The organism is Bacillus cereus group sp. MS39, from assembly GCF_040448665.1.
GTDB classification, from domain to species: Bacteria; Bacillota; Bacilli; order Bacillales; family Bacillaceae_G; genus Bacillus_A; species Bacillus_A wiedmannii.
Map to the genome: position 1 here is coordinate 5,302,501 of NZ_CP123058.1, position 25,698 is coordinate 5,328,198.

The following is a 25,698-nucleotide window of genomic DNA, read 5'->3' on the forward strand; positions in this document are numbered from 1 at the left end:
TATTGGAAATTGGAGCGGAAGACGGGATTCGAACCCGCGACCCCAACCTTGGCAAGGTTGTATTCTACCACTGAACTACTTCCGCAAGACATGTTTGAGTTATTTCATTAAAAGTGCGGGTGAAGGGAGTCGAACCCCCACGCCAAAGGCGCTAGATCCTAAGTCTAGTGCGTCTGCCAATTCCGCCACACCCGCATATTTCATTAAAATGGTGAGCCATGAAGGATTCGAACCTTCGACCCTCTGATTAAAAGTCAGATGCTCTACCAACTGAGCTAATGGCTCTTGCAATAAAAACTGGTGCCGACTAGAGGACTTGAACCCCCAACCTACTGATTACAAGTCAGTTGCTCTACCAATTGAGCTAAGTCGGCTAAATGGTGGAGGATGACGGGATCGAACCGCCGACCCCCTGCTTGTAAGGCAGGTGCTCTCCCAGCTGAGCTAATCCTCCGAATTGCCTGGCAACGTCCTACTCTCACAGGGACAAGGTCCCAACTACCATCGGCGCTAGAGAGCTTAACTTCCGTGTTCGGTATGGGAACGGGTGTGGCCTCTCTGCCATCATTACCAGACTGTATTCATTTAAGACAAGAATCATCATAACTTATTTAACTTTTAAAGTCAACAAGTTTTTTATATTCTTTCAAAACTAGATAACATTTGCTTCATATTATATGGTTAAGTCCTCGATCTATTAGTATTCGTCAGCTCCACATGTCACCATGCTTCCACCTCGAACCTATCAACCTGATCATCTTTCAGGGATCTTACTAGCTTACGCTATGGGAAATCTCATCTTGAGGGGGGCTTCATGCTTAGATGCTTTCAGCACTTATCCCTTCCGCACATAGCTACCCAGCTATGCCCTTGGCAGAACAACTGGTACACCAGCGGTGCGTCCATCCCGGTCCTCTCGTACTAAGGACAGCTCCTCTCAAATTTCCTACGCCCACGACGGATAGGGACCGAACTGTCTCACGACGTTCTGAACCCAGCTCGCGTACCGCTTTAATGGGCGAACAGCCCAACCCTTGGGACCGACTACAGCCCCAGGATGCGATGAGCCGACATCGAGGTGCCAAACCTCCCCGTCGATGTGGACTCTTGGGGGAGATAAGCCTGTTATCCCCGGGGTAGCTTTTATCCGTTGAGCGATGGCCCTTCCATGCGGAACCACCGGATCACTAAGCCCGACTTTCGTCCCTGCTCGACTTGTAGGTCTCGCAGTCAAGCTCCCTTATGCCTTTGCACTCTACGAATGATTTCCAACCATTCTGAGGGAACCTTTGGGCGCCTCCGTTACACTTTAGGAGGCGACCGCCCCAGTCAAACTGCCCACCTGACACTGTCTCCCGGGTCGATAAGACCCGTAGGTTAGAATTTCAATACATTCAGGGCGGTATCCCACCAGCGCCTCCACCGAAGCTAGCGCTCCGGTTTCAATGGCTCCCGCCTATCCTGTACAAAATGTACCAAAATTCAATATCAGGCTACAGTAAAGCTCCACGGGGTCTTTCCGTCCTGTCGCGGGTAACCTGCATCTTCACAGGTACTATAATTTCACCGAGTCTCTGGTTGAGACAGTGCCCAAATCGTTACACCTTTCGTGCGGGTCGGAACTTACCCGACAAGGAATTTCGCTACCTTAGGACCGTTATAGTTACGGCCGCCGTTTACTGGGGCTTCAGTTCAGAGCTTCGCTTACGCTAACCCCTCTCCTTAACCTTCCAGCACCGGGCAGGTGTCAGCCCCTATACTTCGCCTTACGGCTTCGCAGAGACCTGTGTTTTTGCTAAACAGTCGCTTGGGCCTATTCACTGCGGCTTTCCGTTAAGAAAGCACCCCTTCTCCCGAAGTTACGGGGTCATTTTGCCGAGTTCCTTAACCAGAGTTCTCTCGCACACCTTAGGATTCTCTCCTCGCCTACCTGTGTCGGTTTGCGGTACAGGCACCTTTTATCTCGCTAGAAGCTTTTCTTGGCAGCGGGGAATCAAAGACTTCGCTCCATAAGGAGCTTCCCCATCACAGCTCAGCCTTCACGATAAGCGGATTTGCCTACTTATCAGCCTAACTGCTTGGACGTGCACAACCAATCGCACGCTTCTTCTATCCTTCTGCGTCCCTCCATTGCTCAAACGATAAAGAGGTGGTACAGGAATATCAACCTGTTGTCCATCGCCTACGCCTGTCGGCCTCGGCTTAGGTCCTGACTAACCCTGAGCGGACGAGCCTTCCTCAGGAAACCTTAGGCATTCGGTGGACGGGATTCTCACCCGTCTTTCGCTACTCATACCGGCATTCTCACTTCTAAGCGCTCCACCAGTCCTTCCGGTCTGACTTCACTGCACTTAGAACGCTCCCCTACCACTGATACCATTGGTATCAATTCGCAGCTTCGGTGGTGTATTTAGCCCCGGTACATTTTCGGCGCAGAGTCACTCGACTAGTGAGCTATTACGCACTCTTTAAATGGTGGCTGCTTCTAAGCCAACATCCTAGTTGTCTAAGCAACTCCACATCCTTTTCCACTTAATACACACTTTGGGACCTTAGCTGGCGATCTGGGCTGTTTCCCTCTTGACTACGGATCTTATCACTCGCAGTCTGACTCCTAAGGATAAGTCATTGGCATTCGGAGTTTGACTGAATTCGGTAATCCGATGAGGACCCCTAGTTCAATCAGTGCTCTACCTCCAAGACTCTTACACTTAAGGCTAGCCCTAAAGCTATTTCGGGGAGAACCAGCTATCTCCAGGTTCGATTGGAATTTCTCCGCTACCCACACCTCATCCCCGCACTTTTCAACGTGCGTGGGTTCGGGCCTCCATTCAGTGTTACCTGAACTTCACCCTGGACATGGGTAGATCACCTGGTTTCGGGTCTACGACCACGTACTAAACGCCCTATTCAGACTCGCTTTCGCTGCGGCTCCGCCTCTTCAGCTTAACCTCGCACGGGATCGTAACTCGCCGGTTCATTCTACAAAAGGCACGCCATCACCCATTAACGGGCTCTGACTATTTGTAGGCACACGGTTTCAGGATCTCTTTCACTCCCCTTCCGGGGTGCTTTTCACCTTTCCCTCACGGTACTGGTTCACTATCGATCACTAGGGAGTATTTAGCCTTGGGAGATGGTCCTCCCAGATTCCGACGGAATTTCACGTGTTCCGCCGTACTCAGGATACATTCAAGAGAGAACGAAGTTTCGACTACGGGGTTGTTACCCTCTACGACGGACCTTTCCAGGTCGCTTCGTCTACCTCGTTCCTTTGTAACTCCGTATAGAATGTCCTACAACCCCAAGAGGCAAGCCTCTTGGTTTGGGCTATGTTCCGTTTCGCTCGCCGCTACTCAGGAAATCGCATTTGCTTTCTCTTCCTCCAGGTACTTAGATGTTTCAGTTCCCTGGGTCTGTCTTCCTTACCCTATGTATTCAGGCAAGGATACCATACCATTACGTATGGTGGGTTTCCCCATTCGGAAATCTTCGGATCAAAGCTTACTTACAGCTCCCCGAAGCATATCGGCGTTAGTCCCGTCCTTCATCGACTCCTAGTGTCAAGGCATCCACCGTGCGCCCTTTCTAACTTAACCAAACTAAAATTAAAAAAATATGAGCTACACTGTTATCTAGTTTTCAAAGAACATACATTTATATATGAGAGATAGTTCTCTCAAAACTGAACAAAACGAAACACGGAAACTTATATTGATGAACAGCGTTCATCAATTCTCCATAGAAAGGAGGTGATCCAGCCGCACCTTCCGATACGGCTACCTTGTTACGACTTCACCCCAATCATCTGTCCCACCTTAGGCGGCTGGCTCCATAAAGGTTACCCCACCGACTTCGGGTGTTACAAACTCTCGTGGTGTGACGGGCGGTGTGTACAAGGCCCGGGAACGTATTCACCGCGGCATGCTGATCCGCGATTACTAGCGATTCCAGCTTCATGTAGGCGAGTTGCAGCCTACAATCCGAACTGAGAACGGTTTTATGAGATTAGCTCCACCTCGCGGTCTTGCAGCTCTTTGTACCGTCCATTGTAGCACGTGTGTAGCCCAGGTCATAAGGGGCATGATGATTTGACGTCATCCCCACCTTCCTCCGGTTTGTCACCGGCAGTCACCTTAGAGTGCCCAACTTAATGATGGCAACTAAGATCAAGGGTTGCGCTCGTTGCGGGACTTAACCCAACATCTCACGACACGAGCTGACGACAACCATGCACCACCTGTCACTCTGCTCCCGAAGGAGAAGCCCTATCTCTAGGGTTTTCAGAGGATGTCAAGACCTGGTAAGGTTCTTCGCGTTGCTTCGAATTAAACCACATGCTCCACCGCTTGTGCGGGCCCCCGTCAATTCCTTTGAGTTTCAGCCTTGCGGCCGTACTCCCCAGGCGGAGTGCTTAATGCGTTAACTTCAGCACTAAAGGGCGGAAACCCTCTAACACTTAGCACTCATCGTTTACGGCGTGGACTACCAGGGTATCTAATCCTGTTTGCTCCCCACGCTTTCGCGCCTCAGTGTCAGTTACAGACCAGAAAGTCGCCTTCGCCACTGGTGTTCCTCCATATCTCTACGCATTTCACCGCTACACATGGAATTCCACTTTCCTCTTCTGCACTCAAGTCTCCCAGTTTCCAATGACCCTCCACGGTTGAGCCGTGGGCTTTCACATCAGACTTAAGAAACCACCTGCGCGCGCTTTACGCCCAATAATTCCGGATAACGCTCGCCACCTACGTATTACCGCGGCTGCTGGCACGTAGTTAGCCGTGGCTTTCTGGTTAGGTACCGTCAAGGTGCCAGCTTATTCAACTAGCACTTGTTCTTCCCTAACAACAGAGTTTTACGACCCGAAAGCCTTCATCACTCACGCGGCGTTGCTCCGTCAGACTTTCGTCCATTGCGGAAGATTCCCTACTGCTGCCTCCCGTAGGAGTCTGGGCCGTGTCTCAGTCCCAGTGTGGCCGATCACCCTCTCAGGTCGGCTACGCATCGTTGCCTTGGTGAGCCGTTACCTCACCAACTAGCTAATGCGACGCGGGTCCATCCATAAGTGACAGCCGAAGCCGCCTTTCAATTTCGAACCATGCAGTTCAAAATGTTATCCGGTATTAGCCCCGGTTTCCCGGAGTTATCCCAGTCTTATGGGCAGGTTACCCACGTGTTACTCACCCGTCCGCCGCTAACTTCATAAGAGCAAGCTCTTAATCCATTCGCTCGACTTGCATGTATTAGGCACGCCGCCAGCGTTCATCCTGAGCCAGGATCAAACTCTCCAATAAAGTTAGTTTGTCTAGCATCTAAAAATAAAAATTGACGTTTCACGTTGTTTGTTTCGTTCAGTTTTCAAAGAACTTATCTGCCGCTCAGAAGCGACTTTATTAATATAACATTTCGTTATATTTTCGTCAACAACTTTTTTCAATAAGTTGTTTTTCGTTTGTTTTGCTTGTTACCTTTCGTGGCAACGAATATAAATATACCAGTTTGATTATTAAAATGCAATAGTTTTTCTAATAAAATTTTTAACTTAGTAAAAAAGTATAAAAACAGCACATTTCTTCTATATAAATATAATTTCTCGCACCATCAAGAGCTACTATCCCTACGTAGCTCATACTCAAATAAAAAAAGCTTTGGAGAAATCTCCAAAGCTTAGTCTTGTTTATGACGCATAGCAGGGAATAATAATACATCACGAATAGATGGTGCATTCGTTAACAACATAACAAGACGATCAATACCAATTCCTAGACCACCTGTAGGAGGCATACCGTACTCAAGAGCTTCAATATAATCATCATCCATCATGTGAGCTTCATCATTACCTTGTTCGCGCTCTTTTAATTGCGCTTCAAAGCGTTCTTTTTGATCAATCGGATCATTTAGCTCAGTGAATGCATTTGCATGTTCGCGTGCAACGATAAATAATTCGAAACGATCTGTGAATCGTGGATCTTCGTCATTCTTTTTCGCAAGTGGCGAAATTTCTACCGGATGACCGTAAATAAATGTTGGTTGGATTAATTTATCTTCTACTTTTTGTTCGAAGAATTCGTTTATAATATGACCAACTTCCATCGTATCCTTAATACCTACATTATGTTCTTTTGCAAGTTCACGCGCTTCTTCTACACTCATTGGATTCCAGAAATCTGCTCCAGAATGTTCCTTGATTGCATCTACCATATGAAGACGTGTCCATTCTGGTTCTAGATTAATTTCATAATCACCATATTGGATTGTTGTTGTACCTAGTACTTGCTTCGCAATATGCGCAACCATATTTTCTGTTAGTTTCATAATATCTTTATAATCAGCATACGCTTCATATAATTCAATCATTGTAAACTCTGGATTATGACGAGTTGATACACCCTCATTACGGAATACACGACCGATTTCATAAACTTTTTCTAATCCACCCACAATAAGGCGTTTTAAATGAAGTTCAATTGCGATACGCATGTATAATTCCATATCTAACGCATTATGGTGCGTAATGAAAGGACGCGCAGAAGCTCCACCTGCAATTGCATGCATCATAGGTGTTTCCACTTCAAGATAACCATTGTCATCTAAGTATCTTCTCATTTCACGAATGATTTTACTGCGAGTAACGAATGTTTCACGGCTTTCCATACTTGTGATTAAGTCTAAGTAACGTTGACGGTAGCGTTGTTCAACATCTTTTAATCCATGATATTTATCCGGTAATGGACGAAGAGATTTCGTTAATAGTGTAAAGCCCGTTGCTTTCACCGAAAGTTCTCCAACGTTCGTTTTGAACACTTTACCTTCAATACCTACTAAATCACCTAAATCTGCTGTTTTAAACAATTCGTACTCTTCATCTCCAACAGCATCTTTACGAACATAAATTTGAACTTGTCCATGTAAATCTTGAATATGTGCAAATCCAGCTTTTCCTTTACCGCGTTTTGTCATAATACGACCAGCGATAGAAACAGAGATTTCTTTCTCTTCTAATTCTTCTTTAGAGAACTCTCCATATAAGCTTAATAAGTCATTTGTTGCATTTGTACGTTCAAATCGTTTACCAAACGGATCGATTCCTTGCTCACGTAAGTTATGTAACTTTTCACGACGAACAAGCAATTGGTCGTTTAATTCTTCGTGGTTCATGTTATCCATGGTATTGATATCACTCCAGCTCTATTAATTTTTACAATATATACAGTATAGCATTTTCTACTCAACTAGAAAAACTGCCAGCAACTAGCTGGCAGTTCTTCTTTCTTTCACGTAATTATAGGAAGTGTATAGAAGAATGTCAATCTTCCCTATCTATTATTAACCAACGTGAATTGTTTGTTGTTTCGCTTCTACTTCTTCTACAAATGCACCTAATACATTCGCAAGGTCCTCACGCGTATTACAAGCATTAATACCATTACGTACAGTTGCATTACCACGAACACCCTTTAAATACCAAGCTGCATGCTTTCTCATCTCTCTTACAGCGACATTTTCGTTCTTTAAATCGATAAGACGATCTAGATGCAACATACATACGTCAATTTTCTCACGCACTGTCGGTTCCGGCATTAATTCACCTGTTTCCAAATACTTTACCGTACGATAAATCATCCACGGGTCCCCAAGGGCAGCGCGACCAATCATAACACCGTCTACACCAATTTCATCAAGCATACGCTTTGCATCTTGTGGCGTTTCGACATCACCATTTCCGATAACCGGGATATTTACAGCTTGCTTTACTTGTTTAATAATATCCCAATCCGCTTTCCCTTCATACATTTGTACTCGTGTACGTCCATGAACTGCTACTGCTTGTCCGCCAGCACGCTCAACAGCTTTTGCATTCTCAATTGCAAAAATATGATCTGCATCCCAACCAATACGCATCTTAACTGTAACCGGCTTTTCAACAGCATCTACAACCGCCGCTACCATTTCATATATTTTATTTGGGTCTAAAAGCCACTTTGCTCCCGCGTCACACTTAATGATTTTCGGTACTGGGCAACCCATATTAATATCAATAATGTCTGCTGTCGTATATTTATCTACGTATTTCGCAGCATCTACAAGAGTTTCTTTCTCTCCACCAAAAATTTGTAAACTTAATGGCTTTTCTCTTTCATCAATATATAACATATCTAATGTTCTTTTGTTATTAAGTAATATCGCTTTATCACTTACCATTTCAGCACAAACTAAACCTGCACCAAATTCTTTTACTGTCAAACGGAATGCAGAGTTACACACTCCCGCCATCGGTGCTAATACAACCGGGTTTTTCATCTCAATATTTGCAATCTTTAACACTCGACTTACTCCTTCCTTCATAGTCACTTCGGCATTAATTCCTCCACTGAAACCTTTAATGCCTTAGCAACTTCCACTACAAAATCTTGGGAAGGCGATCGATTCCCTCTCTCAACTTCACCTAAAACAGATACAGATACCCCTAACTCTTTCGCAAAACCTTCTTGTGTATAACCTTTTAGCTTTCGAAAAGCACGAATGCGTCTTCCCCATTTTTCTGCTTCCATACCGTTACTCCCTCTCGCCTTTTCATTTCTTCTACTTGTGAACGTGAAATGTTTTGTTTTATATCTTGATTAATCTCTAACAACGGAACGATAACAAAAGCTCTTTCGAACATCCGCGGATGCGGAACAATAAGATTCTCTGCTTCAATATTTTCTTGATTATATAGTAAAATGTCAAGGTCGATGGTCCTCGGACCCCATCTAATTTCCCTTTTTCTTCCTAAATCATTCTCTACTCTTTGTGTAATTTTCAATAATTCTTGCGGTGATAAATTGGTAGAAATTTTTATAACTAAATTTAAAAAGCAACTTTGGTCAGTATAGCCAACTGGCTCTGTTTCATATACAGATGAAATATCGTTAACTTGGATATACGGGTTTTTGTTTAAAAACTGAATCGCTTCAGTTAAATACGTATAACGTTCTCCGATATTTGAACCTAATGCAATGTAAGCTATATTATTCATGGACGTTCTCTCGTAATTTCCACTGCTACAGCACGATAATGCCCAGGTATCGGCGGATCTGGTTTAATTACTTTAATTGTACAACGGAAAATGCTCTCATATTGTTTTAATATATCTGCAGCAATATTTTCAGCGATACTCTCTACAAGCTTATACGTTCTATCTTCAACAACTTTTCTACATAACTCGAAAAGCTCTCCATAATTGACAGAATGCTCTAAGTCATCACTTTCTCCTGCCTGTTTCAAATCCAACTCCACCGTTAAGTCCACTTTAAATCTCTGACCCAATTTATTTTCCTCTGGGAATACACCATGATAACCGTAAAACTCCATATCATGAACATAAATTTTATCCAATTACTTTACCCCCTTACCAATCATCGCATCCATCATCTTAGCCATACGTGCCATTTCCTTCACATCATGAACACGAACAAACTCACAACCCTTTTCAATGCCGAGACAAACGGTAGCTCCTGTTCCCTCAAGACGTTCCTCTACCGGTAAATCTAACACATGTCCAATAAAGGACTTTCTTGAAGTACCTAAGAGAACTGGATAACCCAGTACGTTTAACTGTTCTAAATTACGCATCGCTTCTAAATTTTGTTCAGGTGTTTTAGCAAAACCGATGCCTGGGTCTAAAATGATATTCTCATCTCTTACGCCAGCATCTTTAGCAATTTTGATGCTTTCATATAAATCAGCAATCATATCAGCCATTAAATTGCGGTAATTCATGTTATCGCGATTATGCATCAAGATAATAGGTACATCGTAATGAGCTGCAACTTCAGCGATTTTCGGTTCCGCCTTCGCTCCCCAAACGTCATTAATAATATGAGCGCCCGCTTCGATTGCTTGTTTTGCAACTTCAGCTTTATACGTGTCGATAGAAATAGGCAATTCCACTTCTTTTGCAACCGCCTGAATCATCGGAACAACTCGCTTTATTTCTTCTTCCACCGATACTTTAGCAAAACCCGGGCGAGTAGATTCACCGCCGATATCAATAATATGAGCACCTTCATCTCGCATTTCTTTCGCATGGCGCACCGCAGCCTCTAACTCGTTGTAACTCCCACCATCAGAAAACGAATCTGGTGTTACATTTAAAATCCCCATAATTAAAGTTTTTTCATTTAAGTTCAATGTATATTCGCCGCAGCGTAAATCATAATCCCACTTCAAACTACACATCTCCTCTTCGCAATTCATTTCTGCTCCACAATTTCTCTCTCTGCATTTCATAAAGACTCATAAACCTTTTTGTAACCATACCTACTTTACCCGGGAAATCTCGTCCCTCTATATGATAAAGCGGGACAATTTCTTGAATCGAGTTTGTTACAAAGACTTCATCAGCTGAAAGTAATTCATCTTTTGTAAAGAAACCTTCCTTTACTTCGATGCCCAGCTCTTCAGCAACCTTTATAATAAACGCACGAGTGATACCATTTAAAATCCCTGTTTTTAGCGAAGGTGTATACAAAATATCACCTTTCACGAAAAAGAGATTCGAAACAATACCCTCTGCAACATAACCTGTTTCAGTAAGGAAAATACCTTCCTTATTCACAACATTTCCAATTTCACGTTTTCCTAAAATGTTATTTAAATAATGATGAGACTTTAAGCGAGACGCACCCTCTGGTGTATTTCGCACTTGTTTTAAAACAACCCCTTCTTTTTCCACTACATCTTCAGGGGCTGCTAAAGGTTTTATAAAAACAATAACAGACGGCTCTTCATACATTTCCGTTTGCAATCCAATTTCATCTATACCCGCTGATACATTAAAACGTACATATGCATGCTCTAATTCATTCTTAACGAGTAAATTCTTCAAAATAAGCAGTACTTCATCTTTCGTCATTGTCCATTTAATTTGCAATGTATCCAGCGCATCTATTAAACGGTCATAATGATCATCCAATAAGAAAGGATGACCATTATAAATACGAAATGTCTCAAAAACTCCAAGACCATATAAATAACCATGATCATAAGGAGAAATTCTCGCTTCACTTGCTTCTACATACTCACCATTTACGTAAATTAACACGATGTCACACTTGGGCTGTATTTACGAATGAAATTCTGCAACAACTCTTTCCCGTGGGAAGTCATAATTGATTCTGGATGGAACTGTACACCTTCAATCGGTAATGTTGTATGACGGAGCGCCATAATTTCCCCTTCTTCTGTCCAAGATGTTACCTCTAAGCAATCAGGTAACGTCTCTTTCTTAACGATAAGGGAATGATAACGTGTCGCAGTAAACGGATTAGGGATATCCGAAAAAATCGTCTTTCCGTCATGATGCATAAGCGACGTTTTCCCATGCATTAAGCGCTCCGCACGTATAACCTCTCCGCCAAACACTTGTGCAATGGATTGATGTCCAAGACAAACCCCAAAAATCGGAATCTTTCCAGCAAAGTATTGAATAACCTCCATACTAACACCTGCTTCATTAGGACTACACGGACCTGGCGAAATCATTAAAAAGTCTGGTTTCATATTCTCAATATCTGAAATAGTCACTTCATCGTTACGTTTAACAACAAGCTCTTGTCCAAGTTCTCCAAGAAACTGCACTAAATTAAATGTAAAAGAATCATAATTATCAATCATTAATATCATTTCTCTCACCTAACCGTTTCTTCGCTACGTTCTTTTGCACGCCATAAAGCAATCGCCTTTTTTAACGACTCTTTATATTCATTTTCCGGATTCGAATCAATTACAATTCCCGCTCCTGCTTGTACATGTGCTTTTCCATCTTTAGCAAGCAGTGTTCTAATTACAATATTCAATTCTGTATCTCCAGAATAACCGATCCACCCGATTGAACCTGTATAAATCCCTCGGCGAACAGGTTCTAATTCTTCAATAATTTCCATCGTACGTATTTTCGGAGCACCAGTAATTGTTCCCCCAGGGAATACAGCCTTCACTAAATCAAAAGCATCTTTATCTTCTTCCACCTCACCACGCACATTAGAAACAATATGCATAACATGTGAGTATTTCTCAATTACCATAAATTCATCTACTTCTACAGTGCCATATTTACAAACACGCCCTAAATCATTTCGTTCTAAATCCACAAGCATGACGTGCTCTGCTCTTTCTTTTTCGTTCTCAATTAATTCTTTTGCTAATTCTTCATCCTCTTGCTCATTCTCCCCTCTAGATCTCGTTCCAGCAATCGGTCTTGTACTTACTTCGGTTCCCTCTTTCTTAATTAGCAACTCTGGCGATCCACTAACAATTTGAAAATCCCCGAGCTCCAAGTAACCCATATATGGAGATGGATTAATCTCACGAAGACTTGTATAGATTTCTAGTGGGTGTGTTTGTAACGTTCTTTCTTGCCTTGTCGACAAGTTTACTTGGAACACATCACCAGCCCCAATATATTCTTGAATACATTCAACCGCCTTCATAAAGCTTTCTTCTGTAAAAGCAACTGTTTCACTTTTCTCTTCAGGGCATGCAAAAGGTATATTCACTTCTGGCGCTTCTGTCGCCCAAAGAATCTTCCATTCATTTAATCGCTCTTTTGCCTCTTCATGCTTATCTACATAATGTGTAATAATCCATAATACTTTTTCTTTTTGATCATAAACAAACACATCATCAAATAATAAAAAGAATATATCAGGTATATTAATGTCATCCTCCGCATGGGAAGGGAGTTTTTCAATATAACGGATGCAATCATAACTAAAGTAACCAATTGCACCACCTTGAAATGGAGGGTATTCCGGATTATAATCCGTTTTCCATCGCTCCATATATTCCTGCATTAAATCTAATGGGTTTCCTTGTTTTATTGTTTCCTTACCACTTTCGCTTATATGTAACGTTTCACCCTTCCCTCGGATTACCGCTACTGGGTTCAACCCCACAATGTTATAACGACCGCCACGTCCACTCTCTAACAAAATATGTTGCGGTTTATCCTTAGAAAGAAATTTATACTGCTTAAAGAAATCTAACTGATATGGAATAGAAAGCGCTACAGATTTTCTTCGTTGCATATCAACACCCCGTCTTCTTTTATCCCACCCTCTTAGATTAACCACCTCAAAATACATTCGTTATGTATATAAAGTGGTTATACTCGAAGGCTAGTGAAAATAAATTAATTATACTACCTCTTATTTTACATGAAGTTTTCTAGTCATTCACTCTTTTCCTATTTCCAATCCAAAAAGAAAAAGCATCCTTTTCAAGGATGCTTTTTCAATCACATATAATTAAGACTCAAATTGATAAAGCGGTGTACTTAAATAACGTTCACCGTTACTTGGGATAATAACAAGTACCTTTTTCCCTTTACCTAACTTTTTCGCAATTTCTGTTGCTGCATAAATAACTGCTCCAGAAGAGATACCCACTAAAATACCTTCCTCTTTAGCCACTCTTCTTGCATATTCAAATGCTTGCTCTGCTTTTACTTGAACAATTTCATCATATACCTCTACATCCAATGTCTCTGGGATGAATCCCGCCCCAATTCCTTGGATTTTATGTGGACCCGGTTTCCCACCAGATAGTACTGGTGAATCCGCAGGTTCTACTGCATAAATTTTAATATCTTTATACGCTTCTTTCAGCACTTCACCAGCACCAGTAATCGTTCCACCTGTACCAATACCTGCAATAAACGCATCTAATTGGTCACCCATTTGTTCAACAATTTCTGGCCCTGTTGTTAAACGATGAATTTCTGGATTCGATTGGTTTTTGAACTGTTGTGGTATAAAGTAGCCATGCTCTTTTGCTAATTCAGTCGCTTGACGAATTGCTCCACCCATTCCTTCAGGCCCTGGAGTCAATACTAATTCCGCACCGTAAGCACGTAATAAATTACGACGCTCAATACTCATTGTTTCTGGCATTACTAAAATTGCCTTATATCCTTTAGCGGCCGCTACCATCGCTAAACCAATTCCCGTGTTACCACTTGTTGGCTCAATGATTGTATCGCCTTCTTTTAATAATCCTTTTTTTTCAGCATCTTCAATCATAGCTAATGCAATACGATCTTTAACACTGCTCCCTGGATTCATAAATTCTAATTTTAAGTATATATCTGCGCTGTTTGATTCTACGATGCGGTTCAACTTAACGATCGGCGTTTTCCCGATTAATTCTGAAACTGATTGTGCCACTCGCATTCCTGTCACTCCTAACACCGAGTATTTTTATTGGTTTTATCTATATTTAGATTTTGTCAGAAAATTCCCTGTTTGTCAATCTATTTAGAGGATGGATTCCCTCACTTCCCTTATTACAAACTCTCAATTAAATTTGTAATATCTTCTTTAGAGAACTTGTATCGCTCATTACAGAAATGACAATGAACTTCTGTCTCTTCTTCTTCTTCGCGAATTTGCTCTAACTCTGTTTTACCTAAACTAATTAACACACTCTCAATACGTTCGCGTGAGCATGTACAATTAAATTGAACATCCATCACTTCTAATACTTTTACTTTATCTTCTCCAAGAACTGCATACAGTAACTCTTCTGGAGAAAGCCCTTGTTCAATTAACGTTGATACAGGAGGAATCTTCTGCAAACGATCTTCAATGAATGAAATTGTTTCTTCCTGTGCACCTGGCATAATTTGAAGGATAAATCCACCTGCCGCTAATACGCTGTCATCTCCATTTACAAGAACGCCAACTCCTACAGAAGAAGGTGTTTGCTCAGAAACTGCAAAATAATACGTGAAGTCTTCCCCTAATTCTCCTGAAACAATTGGAGATTGACCAATAAACGGCTCACGCATACCAATATCTTTAATTACTGTTACAAATCCCTCAGTACCTACCGCTTGATATACACGTAATTTCCCTTGTTCCGTTCCTTCAAAATCAACATGTGGATTCGTTACATAACCACGTACATCCCCATTTGCATGAGCATCTACTAAGATAGGACCAATCGGACCATTACCTTCTACCTTAATCGTTAACTTTTGGTCACCTTTTAACATCGCGCCCATCATTGTACCTGCAGTTAAAGAACGACCAAGTGCCGCCGAAGCTGTTCTCCATGTATCATGACGTCTTTGCGCCTCACTTACTGTGTTTGTAGTACGTACACTATATGCACGCACTTCTCCATCAAATGCTAACGCTTTTACTAAATAATCTTTCATACTCATTTATTCACCTTTCTCATGCTGTAAATTTGCATTACGCTCGTATAACATATACAAACCTTTTAATGTTAAAAATGGATCTACAACATCAATTACATTCGATTCTTCTGAAATTAATTTCGCCAATCCACCTGTTGCAATAACTTTCGGTTCTTGTTTAGCTTCCTCTTTCATACGCTTAACAATACCTTCCACTTGTCCAACATAACCATAAAGAATACCAGATTGCATTGCACTTACCGTATTCTTTCCAACAACACTGCTTGGTTTTGTAATTTCAATACGAGGAAGTTTTGCCGCTCTACTATATAAAGCCTCTGCTGAAATCATAATTCCCGGCGTAATAACCCCACCCATATAATGCTTTTCTTCGTTAATATAACAATATGTAGTAGCCGTACCGAAATCGACAATAATAAGCGGACTTCCATACAAGTGGATTCCTGCTACCGCATTTACAATTCGGTCCGCGCCTACTTCACGTGGATTTTCATATTTAATATTTAGCCCCGTTTTTATTCCAGGACCTACTACAAGCGGTTTAATTTTAAAATACTTTTCACACATGCGCTCTAATGCAAACATAATTGGTGGTACGACTGAAGACACGATAATACCTTTCACATCTTCAAACGAAAGACCTTCATGCTCAAGCAACTGCTTTACAAGCATTCCATATTCATCTTCTGTCTTATGACGATCTGTTTCCATGCGCCAATGTTGACGAAGTTCCCCCTCTTCAAACACGCCTAGTACAGCATTTGTGTTCCCTACATCCAATACAAAAATCATATTCTCACCACTTATCTTATTTAATCTATATTTGTGCAGTATGTATAAAACTTATAAAAACATCATATCACACATACTTATATAATCAGCTTTTCTATCCTCATCATTTTACAAAAAGATTACGCTCTATTTCAATTTTTAATACCAGATTTACTTAAATTTTTTTCTACTTCATTTCGTTCCACAAATAAAAAAAGGAGTGACCATCGTCACTCCTTCACCTCTTACTTATCTTCTGATTCTTCATCGTCCTTCTTCATATTGATGTTTACTTTCACATCATCTGAAGATGTTGGACGCTCTGGCAATCTGCCGTAATCATATAAATGATTGATTTGCTCTGCATCTAACGTTTCTACTTCAAGTAACGTTTTCGCAATAATATCTAGCTTATCACGTTTTTCAGTAAGAATTTGTTTCGCGCGAGCATAACATTCTTTTATAATAGTTTGCATTTCCACATCGATTTCATGTGCAATTGCATCACTGTAGTTTTGTTCTGAATGGAAGTCTCTTCCTAAGAACACTTGACCACCTTGTGAGCTACCGAATTGCATCGGTCCAAGCTTATCACTCATACCGAATTCCGTAACCATACGTCTTGCAATACCAGTCGCACGTTGGAAGTCGTTGTGAGCACCTGTACTTGCTTCACCAAACACAATCTCTTCAGCTACTCGACCACCAAGTAAACCAGTGATTTTATCAAGTAACTCTGGTTTTGTCATGAAGTAACGATCTTCTTTCGGAAGCATTACTGCATATCCACCAGCTTGACCACGAGGGACAATTGTTACTTTATGAACGATATCTGCTTCATCAAGGACAACACCAATTACAGTATGGCCAGCTTCATGGAATGCAACGATATTACGTTCTTTTTCAGAGATAACACGACTTTTCTTAGCTGGACCTGCAATAACACGATCCGTTGCTTCATCAATGTCACTCATATCAATTTTCTTCTTATCTTGACGCGCAGCCACTAAAGCAGCTTCGTTTAATAAGTTTTCAAGATCCGCACCAGAGAACCCTGGTGTACGAGTTGCAATTGCTCTTAAGTTGATATGATCATCAAGCGGTTTATTACGAGCATGTACTTTCAGCACAGCTTCACGGCCATTTACATCTGGACGATCTACTGTAATTTGACGGTCAAAACGACCTGGACGTAATAACGCTGGATCAAGAATATCAGGACGGTTTGTTGCAGCGATGATAATAATACCTTCGTTTGCACCGAATCCATCCATTTCAACAAGTAATTGGTTCAACGTTTGCTCACGCTCATCATGGCCACCACCAAGACCTGCGCCACGTTGACGTCCTACTGCATCAATTTCATCAATGAAAATGATACAAGGAGCATTTTTCTTTGCATTTTCGAATAAATCACGTACACGTGATGCACCGACACCGACGAACATCTCTACGAAATCAGAACCACTGATAGAGAAGAATGGAACGCCTGCCTCACCTGCAACGGCACGTGCTAGTAAAGTTTTACCTGTACCTGGAGGTCCTACTAATAGAACACCCTTCGGAATACGGGCACCAACTTCAGCGAACTTACGAGGATCTTTCAAGAATTCAACTACCTCAACAAGCTCTTGTTTCTCTTCATCCGCTCCAGCAACATCTCTGAAACGAACTTTTTTCTTTTCGTCATTATATAACTTCGCCTTACTTTTCCCGAAGTTCATAACACGGCTACCGCCGCCCTGAGCCTGGTTTAATAAGAAGAAGAATAAAATGAAGATAATGACAAACGGAATGATTGAAGTAAAGAACGTTACCCAAGCACTTGTTTCTTCTGCTGGTTGATACTTAACTTCAGCACCTTGCGCTTTGTCATTAATTTTCTTTTGTAATTCCTCAGTATTTGGTGCATAAGTAACAAATTGTTCTCCTTGGCTAGAGTTGTTAAATTGTCCTTTTACCTCAAATACACCATTTTTCGGTTGAAGTTGCACATTACGCACTTCACCTTTTTCTAGTTTAGTAATGAATTTATCGTAGCTAACTGATGTCGTTTTTTGTGTCGAACCATTAAAATAGCTCACGATTCCAATTACTACTAGGAATATCAGTAAATAAAAGATGGTATTACGGAAGATACGATTCATTCCTAACCTCCTCTCACGGCATAAACACTATAGTAAATCGTAACATAGAAAAACTTTCCTATACAATTGTGACGCCTGTATTTAATTAATTTGAGTAAACACTTGGTTTTAATACTCCTACATAAGGAAGATTACGGTACTGCTCTTTATAATCTAATCCATACCCTACAACAAATTCATGTGGAACAGTAAACCCAACATAATCCGCTTTCAAATCTACCTTACGGCCTGTCGGCTTATCTAATAACGTAACAATTTTTACAGACTTCGCTTTACGATATTTGAATAGGTCTACTAAGTAACTTAGCGTAAGACCGCTATCAATAATATCTTCAACGATTAAAATATCGCGACCCTCTACAGAAGTATCAAGGTCTTTTAAAATTTTCACTTCGCCTGTTGAAACAGTAGAGTGACCGTAACTAGATACAGCCATAAAATCCATTTCAAGATATGTATCTGTTCTCTTTAATAAATCTGCCATGAATGGCATTGCGCCCTTTAATACACCAATCGCAAGAGGTATTGTGTTTTTATAATCCTCTGCAATAACCGCACCTAATTCGCGCACCTTTTCTTGTATTTGTTCTTCAGAAATTAATACTTTTTCGATATCTTGATTCATCATTTCATTATCCTCCCGGAAGACTCCTTGCTTTTGTAGTGAATAATCATATATTTATCCTTCTTTGCCGCCTCTTTCGAGATAGCAAATGCAGATCGCTTCAACAAGGGTACCCAAATAATATTCCCACTTGCATCACAAACGACCGGCCATTCTTCTCTTTTTTCTCTTGGTACTTTTGCTTCGATAAAAATAGTTTTTATCTTTTTTGTGCCATTCATACCTTGTATTGACATGCGATCTCCATTTTCTCTAGAACGAATACGAAGTGGATATGATATATCATTATACTTAGCAACAAATACTGTTTCATTCATGTTACTTGGTATGTCTTCGCTCACCTCTGTTACAAGCTTATCCCCGTTCGATAGCGTAATTGTCCCGGGCACTGATAAATCTTGTAAAAAAGGAGAAACAATTTCTTGTTTAAATCCAAAGCTGCACTCCTCGTATGCGCGAACAATTTTTAAATCACCTGGGAAATCAAGTGAACCCGAAGGTTGTGTCCGCTTAAAAAACTCGATCACTTTGTCAATATGTATAGAGGAAAGAGAAGATGGAATCTTATATTCATAAAGATAGTTTAATATTAGTTGAATCCCTCTTCTTTGTAAAGGCATAGACATGGATTCAAAGGCAGGAATTGATAAGCTAATTTGTTTATCACTTTTTTTTGTAATTACTTTATTCATTTTCTCAAAAGCTAATTCCTGCAAATACGCCTCATCCTCTTGCATCTGCATGCTAAATTTTTGGAATTTCTCATGCACTTGTGAATTTTCTTCTTTCAAATGAGGAAGAACATATTTGCGTAATCGATTCCTTGTATATACTTCCTTTTTATTACTTGGATCTATACGGGGAATTATTTTTAGCTTATTACAGTAATCAACAATCTCTTCCTTCGTTACTCCAAGTAACGGCCTAATTAAATATCCATTATGAAAAGGACGCTTCACTGCAATTCCTGCATATCCTTTCGGAGTACTCCCTCGTACAAGGCGCATTAAAATCGTCTCTACTTGATCATCACCATGATGTCCAAGAGCTACATATCTCGCATCATATTTCTTCATTATTCTTTCCAAAAATGCATATCTGCATTCTCTAGCAGCAACCTGTGCATTCATTCCGTGTTGCTGTTGATATTGCGACACATTAATCCTTATCGTTTCGCAAATAACTCCCAGCCCTTTACAAAGGTCCTGCACAAACTGTAGGTCCTCATGAGATTCATCACCTCTAAACATATGGTCCACATGTGCCACTACAATTTCGAACTGTTTTGCTGCTCTTTTTTCTAACAAATAATATAGAAGAGCCAAAGAGTCAGGACCACCAGAAACCCCTACAACAATTGTTGAACGTTCCTTTAATACATCATGCTGCTTTACAAAGTCATCTACCTTTTCAACAAATGTATCTTTCAACTTCGTAATCACCTTTCATTAAACAAGAACAGCAACGTTAGTTACCTTGTTTATAATGGTACAACTTTTACAAACATTGTGCAAAAAAAAGATATACAAAAATTACATTTTTATCTTACATCATCCGTACATATTCACAAAAGTAATAACATTATCTTTTAAAGTAAAAAAACCTAGGCATCCACCTAGGTTTTTAGAAAGAAACAGTGATAAAGAAACATCACACTTAAAATTTATTGTGCCTGCATTCCTACAATTGGAATCGTAGCCCACTTCGGCATATTTTTCTTCACTTTCGCCACAACGATAGTCATATCATCATTTATATAACCATCACAAGAGCGAATCACCTCTTCCATAATGATATCAGCAATTTCTTGCGGATCTTCGGTTTGTAATTCTTTAATTTTTCGTTTCATCCATAGTTCATGATTTTCTACATGTTGCGCTCCCTCGAAAATCCCATCGCTCATCATAATAAGGATATCGCCCGTTTTTAATTGTTCACCTACTACATCAACTTCAACATCCTCAATAATGCCCATCGGCAAATTACTTGCCTCAATTTTCAAAATATTATTCGCGCGTTTAACAAAACTCGGCGTCGATCCAATCTTTAAAAATTTCGCACTCGCATCCCGCAAATCCACCATAGCTAAATCTAACGTCGTAAACATCTCTTCTGTTGTTCTTAAAGAAAGAATAGAATTGATAGATTTAATCGCTATTTCCTCATCAATGCCTGATTGAAGTATTTTTTGTAATAATTTTACCGTTTCTTTACTCTCCATATGAGCTCTTTGCCCATTTCCCATACCATCACTAATTGCAAGCGCATATTTACCAACACTTAAATCCATCATCGCATAAGAGTCACCAGAAACAAACCCACCGCCTTTTGCAGCTGTGGCCAACCCAGTATCAAGAGAATACGTTTTTGCCGAACCAAATGATATTAAGCTGTGGCCGTTCGGATAAGAAGATTTTTCTTCATGTTTAACAACAATATTTTCCTTTAGAATGTCAGAAAGCATCGGCGCAACTAACTTTTCACATTCTCCATGTTCATTAGATGCAACTGGAATCAACATTTCAATATCAATACTTCCTCTATCTAAACAATATATATCAACATGCTCTACTTCTACGCCAAAATCACGAAACGCTTGCATAATCTGTTCTTCCTGCACTTGATGATTTTCTCGTTCTCTTTGGATCTCCTTAGCAAAATCCTCCATAACTTTTGATACACCTAATAGTTGCTCCGCTACTATTCTACGGTTTTCTTTCATTTGTTTTCGTAATTTTTGTCCTTCATAGAAGTGATCTAATTCACCCGCTACTAAATCCGTCACTTTCTTCCCTCTCACACAATGCTTGTCCCATTCACGAACTAACTTCCGATTATGCTGCAACGTCCCCTCTTCCGTTTCACTCATTATTTGTTTCATATAATCGTACGTTTTGTCGAAATTAACTACCCAGCATTGGTCCTTTTTAAAGCATGTTTGACATGTTTTTGCAGTAATTGTACTTAAGAACAAATCCACTTCTGTCTCTTTATCTTCCTCCTCCACATATCCATATACAGAAAAGCTATTAGATAAAGCAGCAAATACATTGGCAAATTGATTAATTTTATTCGCTGTAACATCACGCATCCTTCTTAAATACTGTTGTTGATCTTGCGAATGTTCCTGTGTGCCTGGCATGAATTTAGCAATACGATCCATAACAAGTTTCGGTGTTAATAAGAAGAACATAATCGCCACACCAGATTCAATTAAAGTTGTCACAATGTTTGTTTGCTTGTCTACATATAGCGTAATCAAGCTCGTCCCAATTAATAAACCTAAACTAACACCTAAACGCTTCCCTTCTTTTAACAAACCACCAAGCAACCCAGAAAAAGCAAGTAGACTAAGTTGAGACAAACTGGAGACATTGGCTAAACTTAATATTAATCCAGTGACGACCCCCACTGTAGATCCTGTAGCAGCCCCCGCAATAAATGCAAACACGAGCACTAAATACCTAGTAAAAATATGTTGAATAGAAGCGTCATATACAAACCAATCTGTTGTCCCTGTTAAAACAGATGCTAGTAATATAATTAAACAAACAATTTCTTCTGTCTCTAGCGCTTGTTGTTTACCTTTTCGTTCTACTAAAAGCGGAACACTTTGTAAAAATATCATAGTTAATACGAAGCTAAGCCCTGCCTCAATCGTACTAACGAGTAAATCGTACATGGTGACAGTTTGTTGCGCGAAATATACGACAACTAAATGTGCGGTTAATGCGGAGATAAATACTTGGAATGGAACAAGTCCAACAGTTTTACGTGTAAACCGACTAAAGAAGATATTATAAATGAAGAAAGTAAAAATAGATGCAAAGGTAAAGAATAAATTATCTATCGAAACTGAAAGTGCGCCCCCCATAAGAGCCAAGAACGCGAGCGGCATTTTATCCCGCTTCATAACATAAACAGCAGCAAAAAACGGCAGTGCAAACGGTAAAATGTTTGTTAATATATATGCTCGTCCCAAAAGAAAACCAATAACAACAATAATAAATCCCCATCTAAAGAAAACCTGTTCAAACTTCATTCGCAACTTACTCGTCCACTTTACTGCTCCAAGCTGACTCTCATTCATTGCCAATGCACTTGTATTCATAGTATTCCTTCCTGCTTTAGGCATATTTTTAACACCACCTGCATAGTTTAATTACTGTCATTATAAAAGATGATTATTGGGATTTTTGTCAAAACAACAGTTTTCACTTTTATAATCGTTCGACTTTTTATTCGAAATAACTCTACATATATACACGGTATGTAATTTATTCTCACCATTTTAATTGAACATTCAGAAAATATAGGGTGATTTTGTAGAAGTGTTGTATGTCTTAATTTATTTAACAAAAAAAGATCATGCAAATTTGCATGATCTTTTTAGGATGACCCGTACGGGATTCGAACCCGTGTTACCGCCGTGAAAGGGCGGTGTCTTAACCACTTGACCAACGGGCCGTTAAATTAAATATAGCGGCGGAGGGGATCGAACCCCCGACCTCACGGGTATGAACCGTACGCTCTAGCCAGCTGAGCTACACCGCCATGTCGTCTTATTTAACGGACAATTAGTATCTTACCTCAGATATATTTTAAAGTCAACACATCTTGAAAACTTTTTTAAAAATATATTTTCACATATAAAAAAGCACCCCGAGCAATCGCCCTGGGTACCTCTCTATATGCTAAGAATTAAACGTTCTTATTATCCGCGACGTGCGCCACGGCCACCACGTTTAGATTCTGTGTTACGCTTTAAAGAAGTTAAACGATCTTCACTGTCCTTTAAGAAACGTGCCATCTTTTGCTCGAATGTTTCTTTTGGAGCTCGTTCGTTACCGCCGCCACGGTTATCTCTGTTGAAAGAACGATTACGTTGTGGACGTCCAGAACGTTGTTGATCGCCACCGCCACCGCGTTGGTATTCACCACGTGGACGATCTCCTTCTGTTTTTTCACGCTCTTTCGCTTTTTTAATAGATAGACCGATCTTACCATCTTTTTCAACGTTAATAACTTTTACTTCTACTTGGTCGCCCACTTTTAAGTGATCGTTAATATCTTTCACATAATTATCAGCAACTTCACTAATATGAACAAGACCCGTTAAGCCTTCTGGCAGCTCCACAAAAGCCCCAAAATTTGTAATACCTGTTACTTTACCCTGTAACTTGCTGCCTACCTCGATTGACATAAAAAAAATGCTCCTCCTTAGTGGTTAAAAAGTCAAATTTTACTTTATTATATATAATCCTAAAATATAGTGTCAATAAGACATACTCTACTTAGAAACAGGAAAAATTATCTCCCCTTTTCCAGAGAAGAAATAATCCCTTCTAGCAATCTTTAATACGTACTCTTCATCATTCAACTTTTGAACTTCGTCTTTTAGACTCTTTTCTTTATTCGTTAATGAATCCAGTTCTTTTTTCATGTCCTTAACTTTTGCTTCTTTTGCTCTAATGGAACTGTTTTGTTGATAAAACGTTACACTAATACTCGCAATAATTGTAAAAGCAAAGACAAGAAAAACCGCTAAACGGCGATAAAGTCGCTTCCTGTTCTCATCCGTTTGTATTATATGCTCTTTAACAGGATTTGGACTCTGTTTTTCGATTGTTCTTTGTCTCAGTTCCCTCATTTCCGAGGTCCCCCTAACTTCTTTTTTATACGCCCCCATAATTGGAAGATGTGTCCCTTCAATTTTGCTATATATTGCAGGAACCCTACATGTTTCATTATAAAAAGTTTAACACGATTAGGGAGAAGTTTCCATATGAGCGAAGCAATAAATCGAACAGGCCAGAAAAAAACTTTCCATATGAAAAGTAATATCCAAATCACCATTTTCCATAACACATGTCCAATTGAAAGCAGTATACGAAATAAGAATAATATAAATGCAATAAATAGCTGCGCTATAATAATAACAGGTTTTATCATGAGTAGCTTTATAATTTGAACAAAAAAGTGTGTTGTTTGCATAAAAATATAGATGAGAAAATTTAACAGTCTCATGTATATTGCTTTCAATAAGCTTTGATATGCCGCAAAACCACATAATAATGCCAAAAATACATATATACGTAGTTCAGCTTCATTTACAAGAAGCAGTACATAAAAAACGAATAATGCTTGGACAATCCAAAATAGTATATCATGTATAAATACAAGCCAACGTTTACGTTCTTGCCGCTTTAAAAATCGTTGGTATGTATCTAAAGACGCTCCAATCCAAGCACCCATTCCGATCATTGAGAGCATCGTATACAACTGAATTGTTAGGCTCATTTAAACAACTTACTAAAGAATCCTTTAGTTTTCTCCCCTTGATTCTCATCAATATACAGCATCTCATGAACTTTCCCTTTAATCGATACAACACCTTTTTCTACATCTAAATTTTTCATTTGCAAATTTTGACCACGAATTGTTAAAAAACCCATTACGGTCTCAAGTAAAAACTCCTCGCTATCAAAACTCTCTACCTGCTTTACACCGGTAATATCAATTACACGCCTGCCACGCATAATAATATCATGCTCTACCGAAACATTTTGTTGATTAGAAGACATAGGTGAGTAACCATTATCCACGTAAATCCCCCCATAGATTTATACTAGCTAATAGTAATGTATGAAGGGATAATTGATTTTAGAACAAGCCTTCTTCAGCCTTTACTTTTTCTTCGCGAACTAAACTATACATATTTGCTGCATCTTCTTTTTTAGTCGTTTCTTTCAATTCGTTTATTTTTACAGTTACTATTTTTTGACCAAAACGAATTGTTAATTCATCAGCTACTTTTACATCTGAACTCGCTTTTGCCACTTGACCATTAATTGATATTCTTCCTTGATCAGCTACTTCTTTCGCTAATGTTCTTCTTTTAATTAAACGTGATACTTTCAAAAACTTATCTAGACGCATATCAAATC

Annotated in this window: 21 protein-coding genes, 7 tRNA genes and 3 rRNA genes; all 31 read right to left on the reverse strand. The window is 40.0% G+C overall.

Features of this window, described 5'->3' with window-relative positions; translation table 11 throughout:
• Positions 1–10: 10 nt before the first annotated feature.
• Positions 11–85 (reverse strand) — tRNA-Gly (locus tag QEP67_RS27450).
• A 29-nt stretch (positions 86–114) separates the two neighbouring features.
• A tRNA-Leu gene (locus QEP67_RS27455) sits at positions 115–195 on the reverse strand.
• Positions 196–209: 14 nt separating this feature from the next.
• Positions 210–285: transfer RNA gene (locus tag QEP67_RS27460), tRNA-Lys, on the reverse strand.
• A 13-nt stretch (positions 286–298) separates the two neighbouring features.
• Positions 299–374: transfer RNA gene (locus QEP67_RS27465), tRNA-Thr, on the reverse strand.
• 4 nt (positions 375–378) lie between these two features.
• Positions 379–454, reverse strand: a tRNA-Val gene (locus tag QEP67_RS27470).
• 5 nt (positions 455–459) lie between these two features.
• A 5S ribosomal RNA gene (gene rrf, locus QEP67_RS27475) occupies positions 460–575 on the reverse strand.
• Positions 576–677: 102 nt separating this feature from the next.
• A 23S ribosomal RNA gene (locus QEP67_RS27480) occupies positions 678–3,599 on the reverse strand.
• Positions 3,600–3,745: 146 nt separating this feature from the next.
• A 16S ribosomal RNA gene (locus tag QEP67_RS27485) occupies positions 3,746–5,297 on the reverse strand.
• The 16S, 23S and 5S rRNA genes sit together here with 5 tRNA genes alongside, the layout of an rRNA operon.
• A gap of 373 nt (positions 5,298–5,670) precedes the next feature.
• Entirely contained in the window at positions 5,671–7,170 is a 1,500-nt protein-coding gene (lysS, locus tag QEP67_RS27490; protein WP_000369672.1) for a lysine--tRNA ligase, read from the reverse strand.
• Between the two features lie 159 nt (positions 7,171–7,329).
• Positions 7,330–8,328: a tRNA dihydrouridine synthase DusB gene (dusB, locus tag QEP67_RS27495; protein WP_000912237.1), complete on the reverse strand. Its 999-nt coding sequence runs from the start codon at positions 8,326–8,328 to the stop codon at positions 7,330–7,332.
• Between the two features lie 23 nt (positions 8,329–8,351).
• Positions 8,352–8,555, reverse strand: coding sequence for a helix-turn-helix transcriptional regulator (locus QEP67_RS27500; RefSeq protein ID WP_000387029.1), 204 nt, complete (start codon positions 8,553–8,555; stop codon positions 8,352–8,354).
• On the reverse strand, positions 8,507–9,022 hold the full coding sequence (gene folK / locus QEP67_RS27505) for a 2-amino-4-hydroxy-6-hydroxymethyldihydropteridine diphosphokinase (protein WP_001059453.1): 516 nt from the start codon (positions 9,020–9,022) through the stop codon (positions 8,507–8,509). The genes QEP67_RS27500 and folK overlap by 49 nt, the downstream gene beginning before the upstream one ends.
• Positions 9,019–9,381, reverse strand: coding sequence for a dihydroneopterin aldolase (gene folB, locus QEP67_RS27510; protein ID WP_000358076.1), 363 nt, complete (start codon positions 9,379–9,381; stop codon positions 9,019–9,021). The genes folK and folB overlap by 4 nt, the downstream gene beginning before the upstream one ends.
• The gene (folP, locus tag QEP67_RS27515) at positions 9,382–10,242 is read right to left on the reverse strand and encodes a dihydropteroate synthase (RefSeq protein ID WP_046958124.1); all 861 of its coding nucleotides are present in this window, start codon (positions 10,240–10,242) and stop codon (positions 9,382–9,384) included.
• Entirely contained in the window at positions 10,217–11,089 is an 873-nt protein-coding gene (pabC, locus tag QEP67_RS27520) for an aminodeoxychorismate lyase (protein ID WP_000909864.1), read from the reverse strand. The genes folP and pabC overlap by 26 nt, the downstream gene beginning before the upstream one ends.
• Entirely contained in the window at positions 11,083–11,670 is a 588-nt protein-coding gene (gene pabA / locus QEP67_RS27525; protein ID WP_000602303.1) for an aminodeoxychorismate/anthranilate synthase component II, read from the reverse strand. The genes pabC and pabA overlap by 7 nt, the downstream gene beginning before the upstream one ends.
• 5 nt (positions 11,671–11,675) lie before the next feature.
• Positions 11,676–13,073, reverse strand: a complete 1,398-nt coding sequence (gene pabB, locus QEP67_RS27530; protein ID WP_001189731.1) for an aminodeoxychorismate synthase component I — start codon at positions 13,071–13,073, stop codon at positions 11,676–11,678.
• Positions 13,074–13,292: 219 nt separating this feature from the next.
• Positions 13,293–14,216: a cysteine synthase A gene (cysK, locus tag QEP67_RS27535; RefSeq protein ID WP_001261726.1), complete on the reverse strand. Its 924-nt coding sequence runs from the start codon at positions 14,214–14,216 to the stop codon at positions 13,293–13,295.
• A 113-nt stretch (positions 14,217–14,329) separates the two neighbouring features.
• Positions 14,330–15,205, reverse strand: coding sequence for a redox-regulated molecular chaperone HslO (gene hslO, locus QEP67_RS27540; protein WP_033658948.1), 876 nt, complete (start codon positions 15,203–15,205; stop codon positions 14,330–14,332).
• Between the two features lie 6 nt (positions 15,206–15,211).
• Positions 15,212–16,000, reverse strand: coding sequence for a type III pantothenate kinase (locus QEP67_RS27545; protein WP_000578367.1), 789 nt, complete (start codon positions 15,998–16,000; stop codon positions 15,212–15,214).
• Positions 16,001–16,224: 224 nt separating this feature from the next.
• Positions 16,225–18,126, reverse strand: coding sequence for an ATP-dependent zinc metalloprotease FtsH (ftsH, locus tag QEP67_RS27550; protein ID WP_001079657.1), 1,902 nt, complete (start codon positions 18,124–18,126; stop codon positions 16,225–16,227).
• 85 nt (positions 18,127–18,211) lie between these two features.
• Positions 18,212–18,754, reverse strand: coding sequence for a hypoxanthine phosphoribosyltransferase (gene hpt / locus QEP67_RS27555; protein ID WP_000981845.1), 543 nt, complete (start codon positions 18,752–18,754; stop codon positions 18,212–18,214).
• Positions 18,751–20,181: a tRNA lysidine(34) synthetase TilS gene (gene tilS, locus QEP67_RS27560; protein WP_000655443.1), complete on the reverse strand. Its 1,431-nt coding sequence runs from the start codon at positions 20,179–20,181 to the stop codon at positions 18,751–18,753. The genes hpt and tilS overlap by 4 nt, the downstream gene beginning before the upstream one ends.
• 233 nt (positions 20,182–20,414) lie before the next feature.
• A complete protein-coding gene (gene spoIIE, locus QEP67_RS27565; RefSeq protein ID WP_353706481.1) occupies positions 20,415–22,886 on the reverse strand; it encodes a stage II sporulation protein E in 2,472 nt (823 codons plus the stop codon).
• Positions 22,887–23,146: 260 nt separating this feature from the next.
• A tRNA-Glu gene (locus tag QEP67_RS27570) sits at positions 23,147–23,218 on the reverse strand.
• A gap of 13 nt (positions 23,219–23,231) precedes the next feature.
• Positions 23,232–23,305: transfer RNA gene (locus tag QEP67_RS27575), tRNA-Met, on the reverse strand.
• A gap of 160 nt (positions 23,306–23,465) precedes the next feature.
• Positions 23,466–23,954, reverse strand: coding sequence for a S1 domain-containing RNA-binding protein (locus QEP67_RS27580; protein ID WP_000021454.1), 489 nt, complete (start codon positions 23,952–23,954; stop codon positions 23,466–23,468).
• Between the two features lie 87 nt (positions 23,955–24,041).
• Positions 24,042–24,401 (reverse strand): cell division protein DivIC, encoded by a 360-nt coding sequence (gene divIC / locus QEP67_RS27585; RefSeq protein WP_001208737.1) that lies wholly within the window; start codon positions 24,399–24,401, stop codon positions 24,042–24,044.
• Entirely contained in the window at positions 24,398–25,051 is a 654-nt protein-coding gene (gene yabQ, locus QEP67_RS27590) for a spore cortex biosynthesis protein YabQ (protein ID WP_000059764.1), read from the reverse strand. Before yabQ ends, divIC begins: the two co-directional genes overlap by 4 nt.
• Positions 25,048–25,356 carry a sporulation protein YabP gene (gene yabP / locus QEP67_RS27595; protein ID WP_000368630.1) on the reverse strand — a complete coding sequence of 103 codons (309 nt, stop codon included), beginning with the start codon at positions 25,354–25,356 and terminating at the stop codon, positions 25,048–25,050. Before yabP ends, yabQ begins: the two co-directional genes overlap by 4 nt.
• A 58-nt stretch (positions 25,357–25,414) precedes the next feature.
• Positions 25,415–25,690, reverse strand: coding sequence for an RNA-binding S4 domain-containing protein (locus tag QEP67_RS27600; RefSeq protein ID WP_001234876.1), 276 nt, complete (start codon positions 25,688–25,690; stop codon positions 25,415–25,417).
• Positions 25,691–25,698: the final 8 nt, after the last annotated feature.